13 protein-coding genes are annotated in these 17,360 nt (G+C 62.4%); 2 read left to right on the forward strand and 11 right to left on the reverse strand.

Translation table 11 applies throughout. From position 1 onward, the window contains the following. Positions 1–7: 7 nt before the first annotated feature. The 8 genes from M5C01_RS24530 to bcsQ are packed head-to-tail and all read right to left on the reverse strand — an operon-like array spanning position 8 to position 13,525. On the reverse strand, positions 8–1,423 hold the full coding sequence (locus M5C01_RS24530) for an MBOAT family O-acyltransferase (protein WP_152741004.1): 1,416 nt from the start codon (positions 1,421–1,423) through the stop codon (positions 8–10). 19 nt (positions 1,424–1,442) lie between these two features. Next, entirely contained in the window at positions 1,443–2,120 is a 678-nt protein-coding gene (locus M5C01_RS24535; RefSeq protein WP_178129951.1) for a cell division protein FtsQ, read from the reverse strand. Further along, positions 2,117–2,803, reverse strand: a complete 687-nt coding sequence (locus M5C01_RS24540; RefSeq protein ID WP_152741005.1) for an SGNH/GDSL hydrolase family protein — start codon at positions 2,801–2,803, stop codon at positions 2,117–2,119. The genes M5C01_RS24535 and M5C01_RS24540 overlap by 4 nt, the downstream gene beginning before the upstream one ends. Positions 2,804–2,822: 19 nt before the next feature. Further along, entirely contained in the window at positions 2,823–6,719 is a 3,897-nt protein-coding gene (locus M5C01_RS24545; protein WP_152741006.1) for a cellulose synthase subunit BcsC-related outer membrane protein, read from the reverse strand. After that, positions 6,701–7,882 (reverse strand): cellulose synthase complex periplasmic endoglucanase BcsZ, encoded by a 1,182-nt coding sequence (bcsZ, locus tag M5C01_RS24550; RefSeq protein WP_152741007.1) that lies wholly within the window; start codon positions 7,880–7,882, stop codon positions 6,701–6,703. Before bcsZ ends, M5C01_RS24545 begins: the two co-directional genes overlap by 19 nt. Further along, positions 7,879–10,185 (reverse strand): cellulose biosynthesis cyclic di-GMP-binding regulatory protein BcsB, encoded by a 2,307-nt coding sequence (gene bcsB, locus M5C01_RS24555; RefSeq protein WP_152741008.1) that lies wholly within the window; start codon positions 10,183–10,185, stop codon positions 7,879–7,881. Before bcsB ends, bcsZ begins: the two co-directional genes overlap by 4 nt. Further along, entirely contained in the window at positions 10,182–12,443 is a 2,262-nt protein-coding gene (gene bcsA, locus M5C01_RS24560) for a UDP-forming cellulose synthase catalytic subunit (protein ID WP_152741009.1), read from the reverse strand. The genes bcsB and bcsA overlap by 4 nt, the downstream gene beginning before the upstream one ends. Then, positions 12,440–13,525 carry a cellulose biosynthesis protein BcsQ gene (gene bcsQ, locus M5C01_RS24565; protein ID WP_152741010.1) on the reverse strand — a complete coding sequence of 362 codons (1,086 nt, stop codon included), beginning with the start codon at positions 13,523–13,525 and terminating at the stop codon, positions 12,440–12,442. The genes bcsA and bcsQ overlap by 4 nt, the downstream gene beginning before the upstream one ends. Before the next feature lie 357 nt (positions 13,526–13,882). Here bcsQ and M5C01_RS24570 point away from each other — a divergent pair, with 357 nt between their 5' ends. Beyond that, positions 13,883–14,587, forward strand: a complete 705-nt coding sequence (locus M5C01_RS24570; protein WP_152741011.1) for a hypothetical protein — start codon at positions 13,883–13,885, stop codon at positions 14,585–14,587. A 202-nt stretch (positions 14,588–14,789) separates the two neighbouring features. Here the strand turns inward: M5C01_RS24570 and M5C01_RS24575 are convergent, their stop codons facing one another. From M5C01_RS24575 to M5C01_RS24585, 3 genes are all read right to left on the reverse strand, one after another. Next, a complete protein-coding gene (locus tag M5C01_RS24575; RefSeq protein WP_103494570.1) occupies positions 14,790–15,083 on the reverse strand; it encodes an addiction module antidote protein in 294 nt (97 codons plus the stop codon). A gap of 2 nt (positions 15,084–15,085) precedes the next feature. Next, positions 15,086–15,379: a type II toxin-antitoxin system RelE/ParE family toxin gene (locus M5C01_RS24580; RefSeq protein ID WP_152741028.1), complete on the reverse strand. Its 294-nt coding sequence runs from the start codon at positions 15,377–15,379 to the stop codon at positions 15,086–15,088. A 213-nt stretch (positions 15,380–15,592) separates the two neighbouring features. Continuing rightward, entirely contained in the window at positions 15,593–16,087 is a 495-nt protein-coding gene (locus tag M5C01_RS24585) for a hypothetical protein (RefSeq protein ID WP_152741012.1), read from the reverse strand. 190 nt (positions 16,088–16,277) lie between these two features. On the opposite strand from M5C01_RS24585, the gene M5C01_RS24590 reads away from it, so the two are divergent. Then, the gene (locus M5C01_RS24590) at positions 16,278–17,291 is read left to right on the forward strand and encodes a sensor domain-containing diguanylate cyclase (protein ID WP_152741013.1); all 1,014 of its coding nucleotides are present in this window, start codon (positions 16,278–16,280) and stop codon (positions 17,289–17,291) included. The last annotated feature ends 69 nt before the right edge of the window (positions 17,292–17,360 follow it).

Genomic DNA, 17,360 nt, shown 5'->3' on the forward strand with positions numbered 1-17,360 from the left:
TGGTTCATCAGAATTGAAAGTACAGAAAGGGCACGGCTTCACGGCTGGCGATCAGAGCGAACGACAGGGTGAACCCGAGCACGGGCCAAAGGGCCGCAGCCAACACGAACAGCTCGTTGCCTGCGAAGCGTCTTTCCACACGGGGCTGCAACAGCGGCGCAAGAATGCACGCCAATCCGAGCAACGCCGCCAAGCCATGCACCGGGCGCAAGGTCACGGCCAGGGCGTCGCTCAGGGCAAAGCCGTGCTGGCCGAACTGGCCGCCATACATGCTCAGGGCCGTGGCGAAGTCCGGCGAACGGAACAGCGTCCAGGCCAGGCACACGAACAGCAACGTGGCGACATGGCAAGCCCAGAGCGGCAGACCCGGCAGGCTGGAGCGCGACCAGGCCCGGTCGACGCACAAGGCCACACCATGGGCAGAGCCCCAGAGCAGGTAGTTCCAGCTGTCGCCGCCATGCCAGAGCCCGGCGATGGCCATGGTCAGGAACAGGTTGCGATAGGTTTTCCACACGCCTTTGCGATTGCCACCCAGGGCGATGTACAGATAGTCGCGCAGCCAGCTGGACAACGACAGGTGCCAGCGCCGCCAGAAGTCCTGGATGCTGTAGGCCAGGTATGGGCGGTTGAAGTTTTCCGGGAAGTGAAAGCCCAGCATCAGCCCCAGGCCGATGGCCATGGCGCTATAGCCGGCGAAGTCGAAAAACAGTTGCAGCGAATACGCCAGGCAACCGATCCAGGCATCGACAAAGGAGGGATTGTCCAGGTGAAAGGCCACATCCACCAGCGGCGACAAGGTATCGGCCACCAGCACCTTCATGCACATGCCGATCATGAACCGGCGTGCGCCGAGGGAGAAGTTGAACCAGTTGAAATAACGCTGGTTGAGCTCCCGACGGACCCAGTCATAACGAATGATGGGCCCGGCAATCGAGTGACCGAACATGGAGATGTAGGTGGCGTAGTTGATAAAGCTGCGCTCCACCGGCACCACATGCCGGTGCACATCCACCAGATAGGAAATCGCCTGGAGAACGATAAACGACAACCCCGCCGGCAAGGCCACCCGCTGCCAGGCCATGGGCATGGCGCCGTAATAGGTGATCAACTGGTTCCAGGTCGCGGCGAGGATATTCGCGTATTTGTACCAGCAGAGCACCGCGGTGTTGATCACGATCAGCGCGATCAACAAACGTATCCGCCCCCGCGAATCCTCCCGCGAGCGGTCCACCAACAGGCCGCCGACCCAGGCCAACAGGGTCAGCACCATGTGCAGGAACAGGAACAGCGGGCTCAGCCAGCCGTAGAACAACCAACTGCCGATCAGCAGGATGACGTTACGCCAACCCGGACGGGCCAGCGCATAGACCAGCAGAAAGGCTGGCAGGAACAGCGTCAGGAATTCAAGCGAGGCGAAAACCATGGCAACGGGCGCTTCCGATTCAGTTGGACAAGCTATCCGTGGCGGTAATCAGGCGAGGCCCCGACGACGATGGCAGTAATAACAAACTGTAGCGCTTGTTCGCCTCCAGTGCGCCGAGTTCGACCGCCGAACCCACCGGGCTGCCGGCACAGACCAACTGCACCGCCAGCGAAGCCCGTGGGTTCAGTTCCTGACGCCGAGGGTTACCCGGCGGCGCCTTCTGGAACAGGTCGACATCGCGCCCGGCCAGGTTGATCCGGGCGTCAGTGCAAGCTGGGTCGGCATCGAAGAACGCCAGCGAGGCCTTGAGCTGGTTGGGGATATCGAAGGCTTCGCTGACCACCACTTGTCGAATGCCTTGCTGTGCATCGGCCAGGGCGAACACCGTGGCGAAATCGCCGGCGTTGACCTTCACGTCCAGGGCCACTTTTTTGCCATCACGGCTCAAACTGCCCCTGATCGGTTGACCACCGGACACCGGAATAAAGCCGCTGACCACCTGGCCCTTCTCCAGCTTCAAGCTGGTGCTCGCTCCTTCGGGGGTCAGTTCCAGGGGCGTGTCAGCCGCGTTGACGAAGCGCAGGTAGGCCGAGTCCTGGGACGGGCCAGTGGGGTACAGGGCAATCGGCCCACTGAAGGCACTGGCACTCAGGGCCAGGCCGGCCAGAGCGCCAACGGCATTGAAAATCCGTTTCACTTTGCAGCTCCTTTCACTGCCGCGGCGGGCAGCTCGTTCAGTGATTTGCCGATGGCCGCCGCCCACAACTTGTAGCCGGCGATGGTGAAGTGCTGGCCGTCGGAGGTGGTCCACTCCCCGGGCTTGGAGAACTTCGTCGAGTCGATATAGGTACACGGTGCGACCATATTGGCCAGGGTGCCCGCCACCAGCTGGGTCCGGACCTGGTTCTTGCCGTACTGGTTTTCGTTGGTGTTGCTGCCGTTGGCCTTGCCCCATGCCGGGCCGACCCACACACACTTGGCACCGCTGTCGGCGATCTGCTTGGTCAGCGCCGTGACGCTCTGGTAGGCCCAGACCTTGGGAAACGGCGTGGTCTTGTAGGAGGCCATGGTGTCGCCCATGATCAGTACCACCAGATCCGGTTTGTCCTTGGCGATCACGTCCTTGATCGGCTGCGTGTCGAGGGTGCCGCGACTCATCACCTTGATCTTTTCACCGGGTTCGCGAATCGCCCCGCAATCGAGTTTCAGCTTGGGCGTGACCCAGTCCGCCGGGTTGGCGCCACAGGCACCGATCGCGTGAACCTGGGCGCCTTGCTGGGTCAGGTTGTCATAGAGCGGGTTCATCAGCGAGTCGGGAAAACTCATATGGCTTTCGCCAATCACGAGTAAGGTCAAACCAGCCAGTACAGAAGAAGCCATCAATCATTTCCTCGTTGCATCAATTCGAATAGGGGGAGCCAAAAGGGCTGACCGGCAGAGCCATCGGCCCGGTCATGTTCTCGAAGGTGTAGCGCAGGTACACACCGCCGCTGAGCTGTCGGTAATCGCTGGCGTTGTCCACGCCCAGCGTGCCACCGAGGAAGAAGCGCGAACCGAACTTGTATTCGCCCGCCGCATTGAGGCTGTAGCCGACGCCGGTCTTGCTCTCGCTGCCATAACCGGTCAGCCCGGCAGCGGTGGCCCGTGGTTGCAGATTGCTGTTGCCGGGGAAGACCTCGGCGCTGTCCTGGCCGATATGCTGGACGCCCACCGAACCCTTGACCCGGTAGGTGAAGTTCTCGGTACGTTGCGACCAGCTGATCGGTACGCCCAGGGCGAAGAAGGTCTGCGGGCTGAAGTAGCCGCCATGGCCCACGGTGAAGAAGTCCTGGTTGTTGGCATAGGTCAGCGCCGAACCACTCAGGCCCAAGGTGAGGATGCTGTCGGGGGCATTGCGCAGATACCAGTAGATACCGCTGCCCAGTTCGAAGCGGTTGTTCGACTCGACGTTGTTGCCTTGCAACACATGCGCCGAACCATAGCCGTAGGCGCCGAATTTCTGGTCGTCGTAGCTCAGTTCGCCACGCACGCCGTTGGCCGTGACGCCGCCCCACTTGATCCGGGTGCTCGGATCCTTGGAGCCGGCAAAAGAGGTCACGCTGTCGGTAACCGCCCGGCGTGAAACACTCACCCCGTAGCGGTAATCGGAATTGCCGTCGAAGGGTCGATTGAGGCTGACACCGCCAACCGGCGTGCTGTAGAGAAAGCCTACAGGACTGACACCGAGATCAGCCTTGAGGCCTTGCTCCTTGTCCCGGTAGGCCACCGCCACGCCAACACCGTTATCTTTCTGCGAACCGGCCGACGTCGAGCGGCTACTACCGAAACGTACCAGGGCAGAACTGTCCGGACGACCGGAAGACAGCCAAACCGGGGTAATCTGCAACGCCATGCTGGCGCTGTTATCGCCCACCGGCACGCTGACTTCGAAGGGGGCCTCGACATCCGTCAGCTTGCTCAGGCCCTTTTCGCCGTTGTTGCTGCGCACGGTCAGGCCCTGGACGGCATAGCCGGTACGGTCTTCAACGATCTCGTTCAAGGCCTGTTGCGCCGGGCTCAGCGTCGGGCGCGAAGTACTTTCGCGGGCGTAGGGATCACCGAACGGATCAACCGAATTTGCCGCGATGCCGGTCCCGCGTCCGACCGCCGTCGGCACCGTGTCACCGTCACGGGCGCCCAAACCTGAACCCAGGCCCACGACAGAGGCATTGATCGGCGGCGGAACCAGGTTCGACGACGCCAGGGCCGTCGCCTCCCGGCGTTGACCGGGCAAACCGACAAAGGGGTTGGCCGACTGCGTCGCGGCTTGCGGAGCCGCTGCCACATAGATCTCCTGGCGCTGGCTGTCTTCGATTTCGATGGCCTTGCGCAGCAGCTTGCCGGCCTCACCGGTCTTGCCCATGCCGCGATAGATCCGCGCCGACGCGGTCAGGGTCTGGGGTACCCCGGGCTCCAGCTCAAGGGCCTTTTTCACCGACTGTTCGGCCAGGTCGAAGTCCCGTCCTTGCAGGGCGACATCGGCCAGGCCCAGCTGCAATTTGGCATTGCCCGGGTCGGCCTTGATCAGCGGTGCATAGAGTTCCCGGGCCTTTTGCGTATTGCCGCTGGCTGCATACATCCGTGCCAGAGACGACACCGCCTGGCTGTCATTGGGACGCTGCTTGAGGGCTGGCGAAAGCATGTCGAAAGCCGCCACCAGGTCGTTCTTTTCCCGCAACTCATCGGCCTGCTTGATCCGGTAGAGGAACAACAGGTCTTCATAACGCTTGCTGGCGGTCTCGCTCATCGGCTTGCCCTGCAAGTCCCGCAGGATCTCGCTGGCCTGGGCGTCCTGATCGGCCTTGAGCAGCACACCGGCGTAGAGCAATTGCAGGTCGGGGGTCGATGGCGAGTGATCGAGCACTTGGCGCATCAGGTTGACCGCCTGCTGTGGATTGCCGGCTTCGGCATAGGCCGATGCCAGCACCGCGACACGCTCGGGTTTCTGCCCGGCCAGGGGCTCACAGCGCGACAGCAGTGCCCAGGACTCCTGGCGCTGACCACGGCGGGCCACGTCCACCGCCAATTCGGTCTGGATATGCAGGCGGATGTCCAACTCCATATCGTTCATGTCGCTGCTGCGCTTGGCCGCTGGAATCCGCGACAAGGTGCGCTGGGCCTTGGTCCACTCACCCAGCTCGGCCGAGAGCAAGGTGCTGGTGTAGAGCGCGTCGGGCTGATCGGGTTGCTGCTTGAGCAGTTCGTCGATCAGGTCCCGGGCCACCTGGGTCTGGCCGTCACGCAGGTAGACACGGGCCAGGGCAAAGCGGGTCCAGGGATTTTTCGGGTCGTCGGCCAGGGCCTCCTTGTAGGCCTTTTGCGCCGCCGCCAGATCACCGCGACGTTCAGCCAACTTGGCCACCTGGATCGCGCGCAGGGAGCGGATTTTCACCGTAGGCGCCAGGCGTGCCTGGTCCGCCGCCGACAGCCCGTCGATCAGGCGCAACGCCTCATCGGACTTGCCCGCCCGCGACAGCACGTTGATCAATCCGGCGAGGGCTTCCGGGTAGTTCGCCGTGCGCGCCAGCACCTGCCGATAGCCGGCTTCGGCGGCATCCAGCTGCCCCGCCTGGGACTGCCAGTTGGCCAGGGCCGTGGGACCGGCCGGCTCGGCGGGGTTCTTGGCGATCGCCTGGTCGATCAGTGCCCGGGCCTGGCTCTGTCGGCCAGCGCGCTGGGCATCGCCGGCCTGGTCCAGCAGGATCCAGTAGCGTACGTCCTCGAGGGCCGCGTTCCACTGCGCGCCACCCGGCAGGCGGGTGGCTTGTATCAGGTAGCTTTCGGCCTCGCCCAGACGCTTCTGTTGCTGGCGCACGATACCCATGCCGCCAAGGGCATCGTAATCGTTGGGACGCTCCTTGAGACGGGCCTGCAAGGCCTGCTCGGCACCCGCGATATCGCCGGCATCGATGGCCTTGAGACCACGGGCCACCTGCGGGTCGCGCTGCCAGCCGGAACCACCACGGCCCTGGGCGATGCCCTTGTCCATCAGCGCACGGATCTCGGCATCGTCCGGGTGTGCCTGCAGATACTGCTGGAACAACGACACCTGGTCGCGTGAGGGCGGCCCCAGCCACTGCAAGGCGAAACGCCAGGTTTCATCGGCATTGCCGCCGATATCCGGGTTGTGCGACAGCCGCGCCAGGGCACGGATGCCTTCCGGGCGGCTGTCGGAGTTACGCGCCAGGTGCAAGGCCAGGAACAAGTCGAGGATCGCGTCGTCGGGACGTTCCCGGCGCAACCGCTCCAGCCCCACGCGGGCCTCGGGCCAGCCACCAGTGGAGAAGCCCAGAGTGTTGTAGTACTCACGGGCGATCAAGCCTTGCGGCTGATGGCCATCGAGCAACTGCCGGTACACCGCCACCGCCTTGTCGCGCTCATCGGCGTCGCTCAGTTCGCGGGCCTTTTCCAGCAGTTGCTGCTTGTCGCCCGGGCTCAGCGCAATATCCTGCTCCAACTGCAAGGCCAGGCCTGGCAACGGCTTGATCGCCTGCAACCGCGCCAGGTACTGGCGGGCACCGTCCAGGCGTTTCTGTTGCAGGTCGATCAGGCCCAGGCCATAGAGCGCGTCAGGCTGCTCGGGGGACAGGTTCAACAACTTGCTCCAGGCCTCCGCGGCCCGATCGGGATGCTCCTTGGCCTGCCAGTAGTAGCCCTGCTGGATCAGCAGCGACTGCGGGTTGCCGGTCTCGGCGGCCAGGCCGGGCATGGCCGCCAGCGCGGCGCACACCGCCAGGGCTAGGGTTTGCTGGCGCATGGAGCCTCCCAGGACACTTTCAAGGTACCGTCCTTGTTGAACTGATAACGTTTTTCACTCCAGCCCAGTGAGAACAGGCTCAGCATCACATGGTAATACTGGTGCTGGCTGTAGGCCGGATCGGCCGGATTGCTATAGTGCGCGATGGCTTCGTCGACGATGCGCTGCTGCTGGTCGGCCAGCAACGGCAGGCCCTTGGCCCGCAGATACGGCACCAGGGACGCGGAGAAACCGTAAGGGCCGATGCCCTCGGTAACGCCGGTGACCACCTGGACCTTTTCCGGCGGCACGCCGGTGGAGGCGACGAACTGGGCCATGCCGTCGAGGTTGTCGAGGATCGGCTTGGCCAGCGGGTCGGCAGGCGAGGTCAGGCCGGCCCACAGGTAGGTGCGGATGGCGTCGTAGCTGCCCTGGGCCGAGGTGAATTTATCGACCACGAACATGCCCTTGTTGACGTCCGTGCCGCGATAACCGACCCAGTCGGGCACAAAGCCGAAACGGTTCATGTTCTTGTCGGCAATCATCTTCGCGGTGCTTTCGGCGATGTCCTTCCAGGCCCCGGACGGGCTCTCCTGGCTGAAGCGTCGCAGCAACGGGATCGGTGTATAGCTGGCGTTGAAGCGCCAGAGCTGGTCCGGATGCTCGTAGCCGACCGGGCCCGGCAAGAGCATCTTGCCCAGGCCCGGAATGTTGCGCACCAGGGTCTTGTCCAGGTTGTTCAGAATCCGCTGGGCGTCCGTACGGTACTCGGGCTTGTGCCACAGACGGTCGGCCTCCAGCAGCGAGTACGCGATCCAGAGATCGGCATCGCTGGCGGAGTTGGTGTCGATCACACCCCAGGTGCCAGTGGGCGTTGGGCCCCACAGCCAGCCGGGCAGGTTCTGCGCGATATTGGCCCCGGCCATATTGTCGCGGGTCCAATGCCAGAGCTCCTCGAAGGTCAGCGGATCGTTGCCGACCAGGGCGAAGAACATCCCATAGGCCTGGCCTTCGGAACTGCTCTGGTTGGGGTCCATGCTCGAGCCGAGCATGCGCCCGTCCTTCTGCACGAAACGCTCGGCGTAGTCTTTCCACAGCGGCCAGTTCTGCAACGAGCAGGACTCGGCCCGCGCGACCAGCGGCACCAGCAGCGCCAGGGACAGCAAGGTTCGACGCCAGATCATGACAGACGCTTCTTCGCACGGGCACGCAGGGCGAGATACAGCAGGCTGGCTACCAGCAACAGGCCCAGCACGGTCACCAGCAGCATCCACTGCATGTTCTGCGACAGCAGCCATTGCACGCGCTTGAACAGGTTCAGCTCACCGACGTAATACTGCTCGTCGGCCACCAGCGAAGTGATCTCCTTGCCCTGCACCACCGCCAGGCTGCCCTGGAGACTGTCCTTGTAGGCGTCGCCACCGATCATCGCGGCCGTGGCCTCGGCCAAGCCTTCAGGCTTGCCGCTGGCAATCACCACCACGCTGCGACCGGGCTTGAGCGGCGACTCGAAACCGGCCAGGTAGGTACTGCTCTGGGGACCGCTGTAGCTCACGGTCAAGGTCGGTTTGCGCTGGTTGGCCGCAGGGTCCGGGCTGATCCACTGGCGCACGCGCAAGGTCAGGTCGGACAGCGAGAAGCGATGGTTGTCGCCCGAGACACCGGCCGGCAAACGGTCGATCCACTGCTTGAGCAAAGGCTGGTTGTCGCCCGAAGCCAGCACCAGCAGGTCCTTGTCACTGACCGACTGCACCTGCGCGGCATCCACCACCTGCACGGCCGTGGCCGGGTAGCCGGTGGAGTCGCCGAAGCGACCGAGCACGGTCAGGTAGGCGCCCCACTCCGCCGGCCCGCTGCCGTCGGGCAGCACCACGGCGCTCTGCGAAAGATCGGCCAGGCGGGTGAACGGGAAGCCGCTGTCATTGAACACGCCCAGGTTCGGCAAGGCGATGTAGTGGTTGTAGCCCGTCAGGTCGAGGGTCGAATCCGGGTCGATCAGCCCACGCATGTTGTCGATGATGATGTCGCGGCATTCGCCCTGCTTGATGTAGTCGAACATGAAGCGCAACTGCAATTGCGACTGCGCGCCGGCGGAACCCAGGGGGATGCGGACGACGGATTCGCGGGGCAGGCTTTCATCTTTCTGCAGCAGCGTCAGCAGGCTTTCAGCACCGCCCAGGCTCTTCATCGAAGGCAGGGGCATCGACTTCATGAAGGTGTTGTTCAGGCTCACCAGCAAGGAGGAATTGCTCGATTCCTGCTGCGGGGTGTAGCGGTATTTCAAGTCCAGCCGGACGCCTTCTTCACGCCAGTTGAACATGTCCGGCGGCAAGCGCAGCGGTATGCCGATGGGCCCCGGGTTGTAGCCGGACACGCTGAACAGCTTCGGATCGAGCAGCTCGCCGAGCTTGACCGGACGATCGGACGGCAGCCAGTTGGGCGCATCATAGGGTTTGCGTGGGCTCAGCGAATCAAGATGCTCGATCAGCACGCTGTTGCCCTCCAGCGCCTTGCTGCCCAGGGCCACGGCCGAGGCCGCGAGCTTGAGCTCGGCGCCGTCGCGACCGGCGACGATCAGGAGCTTGGCATGGGGGTCGCCGGGATGGGTCACGAGGGTGACCGTCGGGCCCTTCGGCGCGGGAATCGCCAGCCCACCCAACTGCACGGCGTCCTTGCTCTCGACCAGGACAACGGCGTTGCCCTTGTCCGGCAGTTGCCCGACGTTGCTGGTAAAACTGGCGCCGCGATAAGCCGCCAGGGCGCCCAGCCACGACGACAGCGCACCGGCGCCTTCGAGGGCGGCGTGATCCGGCGCCTTGGCAAACACGAATGGCAGGTTCAAGGGCTGCGAGTCGCGACGGTCGAAAAACGGCAGCGGCAGGATCGACAGATCGTCCTTGAGCGAGATCGGCGACACGTTGAGCTCAAGCTCTGAACTGTTGTTGATCTTGGCCCACAGGCTGCTGTGCTGCGGGTCCTCGCACTGCATGGTGTAGTGCCCGATAAATTGCAGGCGCAGGCGGTTGAACTCGGTGATCAGGTGCGCCGGGATATTCACCACCTGCTCTTGCGGCTTGCCGGCACCGTCCTTGGGCAGCGCCAGGCTGGCGGCCACCTCATCGTTGACCAGCACGTTGATCTGCGACAGGTCGGCCAGCAACGCCGGCGAGTAGCTGTAGCGCAGCAGCAGTTGCGCACTGTTGACCACCTCGTCGGCGCGGACGTTGAAGCTGACGCTGTCGGCCGCTTCCACGCCCTGCAGGTTCATGGTGTCCAGGCGTCCCAACTGCTTGAGGGTCAGGCTGTGGCTGTAACTGCCGGCCGGCGGCTGTGGCGCGACATTCGTCGGCACCATCGGCGGCGTTGCGGCGGTCTCGGCCCAGGCGTTATGGACCAGCCCCCCCAGGCACAGTGCGGACGAAGCCAGGAGCATCAGCGGACGACGAGTGCAACGCAGGGCGCTACGGGTCAACGGTGTAGGGGTCATGACTTATCCATAAGAGGTACGAGCGGGTTCAAAGGGGCGTTTTTTCTGGCCGGTACGGCTGGGCGAACAAGCGTCGGCTGATCGGCCGGGCGTCGGCGCGTCGGCAGCAACAGCGCCTTGACCAGCGTGCCGAGGCCGATCAGGCCAATGGCACTGACCTCGCGCAGGGCCGACAGCGGTGTATCGAGTTTGCCGTTGCCCCAACTGGTGGCCCAGGTGTCGGCACGGGAGAAGGTCATGCGCACCAGTTCGCTTTGCTGGCGCAGGGTCAACGGATCGAACAGCGCGCCGAGGTACTGGCCCTTGCTGAACACCACCGTGGTGTCGAACTCACAGGTCGCGGCGTTGCGAAACAGTGTCACTCGCACCCGCTCACCGGCCGTGACCGTAGTGCCCGCCGGCAACTTGATGCCGAGCCCGCGCTGAGAGAAGTCCTGGGTGATGCCATACACCGGGGTGCCGTCGGGCAGTTCAACCTTGACCGGCAACTCGGCGCTGACCCGCGGCTCGGCGCGGATCTGCCGCGACTCACTGGCCACCGCCACCGCGGCGCTGGTGATGATCAGGTTGTAGAGGGTCCAGAGGGCGTTGATCAGCACCGTGATCGCGGTGGCGGGATCGCCCCAGATCCATTGGTGGACGGCAAAACCCAGCCCGGTGAGGTTCAGCACCAGCAGGACGATATAGGGCCGGGCCAGCTTCCAGTCGAAGAACTGCTGGTCGATGATCCCGCCCTTGTCGGTGACGTTGAAACCGCCAAAGCCGGGCTTTATCAGCGCCATCAGTACTGGCGGCATGATGTACCAGGCCAGCACCGTCTCGTAGACCTCGTTCCAGAACGAATGGCGGAAGCGCCCCTGGATACAGGAGTTGGTCAGGTTCGAGTGGAACAGGTGCGGCAGCACATAGGCGGTGATCATCAGCGCCGAGGCGTGGAAGATCTGCGCACCGAAGATCAGGTACGCCAGGGGCGCGGTGAGGAACACCAGGCGCGGCAAACCGTAGAAGAAGTGCAGCATGGCATTGGCGTAGCAGACCCGCTGGCCGAGCTTGAGGCCCTTGCCCATCAACGGGTTGTCCAGGCGGAAGATCTGCGCCATGCCCCGGGCCCAGCGGATGCGCTGGCTGATATGTCGCGACAGGCTTTCGGTGGCCAGGCCCGCGGCCTGGGGAATCGCCAGGTAGGCGGTGTTGTAACCGGCGCGGTTGAGCTTGAGGGCGGTGTGGGCATCCTCGGTAACGGTCTCGATCGCCACGCCGCCGATTTCTTCCAATGGCTGGCGCCGCAGGATGGCGCAGGAGCCGCAGAAAAAGGTGGCGTTCCACAGGTCGTTGCCATCCTGCACCAGGCCGTAGAACAACTCGCCTTCGTTGGGCACGGCACGGAAGGTCTTGAGGTTCTTCTCGAACGGGTCCGGGGAGAAGAAAAAGTGCGGCGTCTGCAACATCGCAAGCTGTGGGTCCTTGAGGAACCAGCCCATGCCGATCTGCAGGAAGGAACGGGTCGGCACATGGTCGGCGTCGAACATGGCGATGTACTCGCCGTCGGTGACCTTGAGAGCGGCATTGAGGTTGCCGGCCTTGGCGTGGGCATTGTCATCACGGGTGATGTAGTTGACGCCGATGCTCTGGCAGAACCGTCGGAACTCGTCACGACGACCATCGTCGAGCACATGCACCCGCAGTTTTTCCTTGGGCCAATCCATCGCCTGGGCGGCGAAGATGCTCAGTTTCACGATGCTCAGGGCTTCGTTGTAGGTGGGGATGAACACATCCACCGTCGGCCATTCGCTGGGGTCGCCGGTGAGCAGTACCGGGCGGCGACGCAGGGGCCAGGCGGTCTGCACATAACCGAAGACCAGCACCACCAGGGCGTAGATTTCCGCCAGCACCAGGCCATAGCCAAAGGCGATGTCCAGCCAGCCTTCGAAACCGAGGGTCTCGGTCAGGCGCCAGTACATGTAGCGCAACGAGGCGACCAGCGAGAGCACGATCAGCAACAGGATCGGCCAGCGCCCCGGCATGCGCTTGACCAGCAAGGCCAGGCCGAAGCACAGCGCGGCAAACAGGCATTGGCTGTACAGGTCCAGCGGTGCGCTGACGATGCTGATCAGCAACAGCCCGCCAATCAGCGAAATGCCCGCGATCAGCGCCTTGCGCAGCGCCCCCGGCCATTGGTTGAAACGCTCCAGCCAGGCGTTGAGACGCAGTTCAGAGCGCCCCGGGAGATGGGGCGTGAGGTTGGGATCGCGGGTCATGACAAAGAGGACTCTTGCGTACCGTACATGAGCAGTTCGCACAGCGAACCTGAGAGGTCGAGGACGTCCTGGCAGCCTCGGGTGCTTGGGGTATGCGCCAGCGGATTACGGTCGTACGCCAAGGCTTCGCTGATGAAATGATCCTGGCGGATCACCCCCAACAGCTGCTGTCCTGTTCTTTTTTTCAGCACTTCGCAGAGGTCGAGGCTGAACTGGCGGGACGTGTCCAACTGGTTGATCACAACTTTGTATTGCGCGGGATTTTCCCGTTGCAGGTAGGGAGCGAGCAGCCGGTCCAATTGATTGAGGCTGGTGTAGGCGGCCGCATCGGCCAGGGTCACCCCAAGCACCACATCAGCGATCTCCAGCGCCTGGGCCAGGTAGACCGTTGCCCCGGGCGGGGTGTCGATCAACAGCGTGTCCTGCTCATCCAGGCCAAGCTGCGCCAGGTGACGGGCCAGCCACAAACGATCGTTTTCCAGGCGCTGTTCCAGGCTCCGACGCTGCGGCTCGCCGACCACGCCATAGGCCAGGCAACGGCTACCGGAAAAGCCCTTGTGGATCAGCGGCTGCCAATCTTCGTCGGCACTCTCGGACTGGGCAATGCCTGGCCAGTCTTCGTTGCCGCCCAAGTGCAGGCACAAGGCGTTTTGCGGGTCCAGATCGAGCGCGAGCGTGCGCCCGCCCGAACGTTTGATCCCACAGGCCAGGACGGCGGCCAGGGTGCTCTTGCCCACCCCACCCTTGGCCGACACCAGGACAATGACCTTGGCCTTGAGCTTTGGCGCACCCTGTCCAACAGGCTGCGCAGTAGACACGCCGCCGCGCTGTTGTTCGATTTCCACCAGCAGCCGGCTCAGCGGCGTGGAGCCGACGAGCGCCATGGAGGACGACGGGAAAACATCCAAGGGTTCAGTGGGCTGAGGGTCGAGGCTGGCAGTCAGCGACTCCGGCATCGGGACTTCGGATACGACAGGCGCCGTGTCTTCGATGTAGTCGTAGCTGGGCTCGATCTCCCGGTAGCTCTCGACACTCCCCCCGAATCGATTGAACAGATTCGCAATGTCATCTGAACGGTGCATGTAGGTGTCCCTTCGTACAATTAGGTTCAACTCAAAAATGTAAGGGGACAAGCACTCGACTAGCTCTACATTCCATTGCCCGTTATTCCCGGATTGCTCCCTCCCCACGCAGTATCAATTTGATAGCGCCATTATTTTGTTGTCCAATAGATTTTCATCAAATAAAAACCGACCATCGCCAATAAATTGGCGAGCAAAGCCAACCACCTCATTTCACTGGTAAATTTCCTTCTTCCGAGACCGCTGACCGGTTGAGCCGTGACATTGGCGCGTGGGTCCAATAGATTAGGCGCCCTGAAATGCCCCGGCCTTTCGAGCCTCACCCCAGTTAAATGACACTGAAATAGCGAAATTTCGATGCCTGATTCCCATACCGATGAAGCCGTAACCTCCTTGTCCGCCAAGGGCGAATACGAAAACGCCATCCATCTTTCCCAGCATGTGCCCCAGGCCAAGAACATCAGCGAGATGGTTCTCGACGCCTTCCACACCTCGAAAGAGAGCGACCAGATTCGCGAACTGCGCTTGGCGATCCGCCAGGCCCACGACCGTTTCGACGACGACAAAGCCTACGAACTCATGGGCCAGCTCAAGCAACTCAAGGACGCCGAGGCGGCCGACATCGCGGCCCTGGAAGACCTGAGCACGAAATTCCCGATCAGCCGGATTCTCTCCAGCTACAAGGACGACGCGGCGTTCCAGGAACTGGTCTATGGCTTGGCGCTCAAGGTGCTGAACCAGACTCACCAGGCCCTGAGCAACCCCAGCGCCGGCAAGGGCAAGGCCGCACGCGTCAAGAAAGAGGCGCCGGTCTTTGTCATCAGCAAGGACGACACCAGCGTCAACTTCCCGCTGCGCACACCGCGCAGCAAGGCCAATGCCGACCGCGAAGCATTCGAATTCCTCGGCTTTGCCTTTGCCGGCCACGGCGACCTGGCCGAGTTGCTGAGCGAAACCTTTGTCGACAACGAAGGCAACGAACAGCCGGCCACCCGTCAGAACATCGTCACGGCGATTCAGCAGCAGACGGCGTTTGCCGGGTATAGCGTCGTACAGCAATGACGATCCGCCGCTGAGTGGGAGCGGCGGCGAATGAAAAGAGGCAGGTGCGTTTCGAGGTCAGTCGCGGTGAGGGCTGGCCTGGGGATGGGCCTGCCTTTTTTGATTCGAATGCGGGAAACCTGCTGGAAGGTTTCTTGGATAACGACCGTAAAAATGACATCACGCAGCAGCGAGAGACATTCTGATCATGGAGGGGTCGAAGCTAAACCAAGGCTCGCGCATGAGCATTCAAATCTATTCCTAAAGCATGCATGACCCTGAGCACCGTCTCGAAACGTGGTTTCGAACCAGGCGCAAAAGTCTTGTAGAGGCTTTCCCGCCCGAGCCCCGAGTCCTTGGCTATTTGCGCCATTCCCCTCGCTTTGGCCACATATCCAATCGCGCGAAGAAATTCATCGCTATCTCTATCGGCCAATACCTGGGACAGGTACTCACTGATAGCCTCGTCGCTATCCAGCAACGCAGCCATGTCAAATGCGATGAGAGCTTGGCTCATATTCAAACCTCCTGTGACAGTTTCTTTGCTCGTCGGATGTCGGCAACCTGTGAAGACTTGTCACCCCCAGCCAGCAGGATGACCACCACACCGTTGCGCACCGTGAAATACACACGATAGCCCGCACCGACATCTACTCGTAGCTCGGATACGCCCTCACCCACCGATTTCACATCACCCCAATTACCCGCGGCGACGCGATCAATGCGACGGGCAATTGCCACCTTGGCGCGCAAATCACGTACGGATGAATGCCAGTGCGAAAAACTCTGCGTTTGCTGAACAACGTAATTCAAAATCATCAAGTATCCATCTGGATACTAGCAGAAACGCCCGCACTCGCCAACAAGCGCCAGGAAAGCGTTATCCACCAGCGCTTTATCAGACCTGATCGCTGCACGTGCAACGACAGAGCGACATTAGCTTTCCCTTGAAACGCAGTAAGTCCGTCGCAGCCGCAATAGGATGTAAGAAGAGGAATCGCCACTAGGCGGCTTGCATGCTTCGATCTAAATGCCTACACAGTCCCTGGCGGGTATCTGACGAAATCCAGCCATTCTCGCCGTGAAATACTTATCCTTCGGTTTCAGCGCCAATGTCTGCTTCTCAGCCGCGATCGCCCCGGTAAAGTCACCGCTCCTGGCCCGCACACAGGCCAGGGTCTCCAGCGTATTGGCATCGGGTTGCAGCGCCATCGCCCGTTGCGCAGCGGTGAGAGCTTCAGCCTGGAACGCTGCCCCCTTGAAGATTTCAGTGCTCGCAATAAGCCAGGCCAGGTTGTTCTGGCCTTTGGGCGAGTGCGGATAAAGCCGGGTTCCGCTACGGTAATCCGCCAGGGCTTTTTCGAGCGCCCCTTTCTTCTGCCAGAACTCGCCGCGCAGCAGCGTGGCATACCCCAGCACCTCGTCGCGGGACAAGGTACGCCCCTGCCAGACCGGCAACTGCGCAGACGGGCTCAAATCCGCCGCCCCAGCCCGCAGGCAGGCCAGCCCCAGGAAAATCATCGCCCGCGCCTTCACTGCCCATGCCTATGCGGATCACCCCCATTGCGCCAAACACCTCGAAAACCCCGAGAGCCAGGGCTCTACATCTATATTTCCCACAACAAACGGTACAGTATTACCGTGCCATAGACCGTTGCGTCCCCGCTTTTGGCCTGAGACACCGAAATCAATGCCAAAGGAGTGAGCAGCGATGGTCGAACCATCCAAAAGCGGACCCTGGAACAGCCAACTCGGCGATATCAACGAAGACGTTGTGCACGCGATCCTTGAACTGGTCAGCGATGGCGTCTGGGACTGGAATGCCAATACCGGCCTGGTCTACCGCAGCCCCGGCTGGTACGAAATGCTCGGCTACTCCCCCAATAGCCTGCCGAACAGCGTCTTCACCTGGGAAAACGTGATTCATCCCGACGACTACCCACAGGTGATGGCACATTTCGATGACCATCTGAATGAACGCACCCTGGGTTATCACGCCGAGTACCGCTGCCGCACCCGCAGCGGCGACTATATCCTGGTCGAAGACCGCGGCTATGTGATCGCCCGCAATCCTGACGGTTCGGTCGCCCGGATGATCGGCGCCCACCGTAGTCTCGAAGACCAACGGCGCCTGCTCGAACAACTGGAGGCCCGTACCCACTCCTTCGAGGCCATCGTCGCCGAGCGGACTGCCGAGCTGTCACGGGTCAATCGCCAGTTGCAGGCCCAGCTCGAGGAAAACCGCCGCCTGGCCGAGAGCGATTCGCTGACCGGGGTCGCCAATCGCTATTGCCTGGAGAGGATCCTGTCCCGGGAGTGCCAGCGCGCCGGGCGCTTTCGCCAGGCGCTGTCGCTGATTGCCATGGATATCGATGACTTCAAGCTCATCAATGACCGCCACGGGCATCAAGGCGGAGACAGGGTGCTGGTCGAGGTCGCGCAAACACTCCAGGGCTGCCTGCGCGACACTGATCTGCTGGCGCGCTGGGGCGGTGACGAATTCATGCTGGTCCTGCTGGACAGCCCTCTCGCCACCGCCATGAACCTGGCACAGCGAATGCGCGAGCGCCTGCTGCAACGCAACCCCTTGGGCTTGAACTCACTGACAATCAGTTTTGGGGTGGTGGAACGTCACGCCGACGAGCCCATGGCCGAACTGATGGGCCGGGCCGACCAGGCCCTGTATCGCGCCAAGGGTGCCGGCAAGAATGTGATTTCCAATTGAGACCGCACCGGCCTTGGCCGACGCCAGGCATCGCCGGTTTTTCCCGCGTACACAAAAAACCCCGCCGAA

The organism is Pseudomonas sp. MWU12-2319 (genome assembly GCF_023242525.1).
Lineage (GTDB): Bacteria > Pseudomonadota > Gammaproteobacteria > Pseudomonadales > Pseudomonadaceae > Aquipseudomonas > Aquipseudomonas gingeri_D.

Excerpts from the sequence above, each read along its gene's own strand:
- M5C01_RS24530 (WP_152741004.1), bottom strand. The coding sequence starts at position 1,423 with ATGGTTTTCGCCTCGCTTGAATTCCTGACGCTGTTCCTGCCAGCCTTT.
- M5C01_RS24540 (WP_152741005.1), bottom strand. The coding sequence starts at position 2,803 with ATGGCTTCTTCTGTACTGGCTGGTTTGACCTTACTCGTGATTGGCGAA.
- M5C01_RS24545 (WP_152741006.1), bottom strand. The coding sequence starts at position 6,719 with ATGCGCCAGCAAACCCTAGCCCTGGCGGTGTGCGCCGCGCTGGCGGCC.
- bcsZ (WP_152741007.1), bottom strand. The coding sequence starts at position 7,882 with ATGATCTGGCGTCGAACCTTGCTGTCCCTGGCGCTGCTGGTGCCGCTG.
- bcsB (WP_152741008.1), bottom strand. The coding sequence starts at position 10,185 with ATGACCCCTACACCGTTGACCCGTAGCGCCCTGCGTTGCACTCGTCGT.
- bcsA (WP_152741009.1), bottom strand. The coding sequence starts at position 12,443 with ATGACCCGCGATCCCAACCTCACGCCCCATCTCCCGGGGCGCTCTGAA.
- bcsQ (WP_152741010.1), bottom strand. The coding sequence starts at position 13,525 with ATGCACCGTTCAGATGACATTGCGAATCTGTTCAATCGATTCGGGGGG.
- M5C01_RS24570 (WP_152741011.1), top strand. The coding sequence starts at position 13,883 with ATGCCTGATTCCCATACCGATGAAGCCGTAACCTCCTTGTCCGCCAAG.
- M5C01_RS24575 (WP_103494570.1), bottom strand. The coding sequence starts at position 15,083 with ATGAGCCAAGCTCTCATCGCATTTGACATGGCTGCGTTGCTGGATAGC.
- M5C01_RS24585 (WP_152741012.1), bottom strand. The coding sequence starts at position 16,087 with ATGATTTTCCTGGGGCTGGCCTGCCTGCGGGCTGGGGCGGCGGATTTG.
- M5C01_RS24590 (WP_152741013.1), top strand. The coding sequence starts at position 16,278 with ATGGTCGAACCATCCAAAAGCGGACCCTGGAACAGCCAACTCGGCGAT.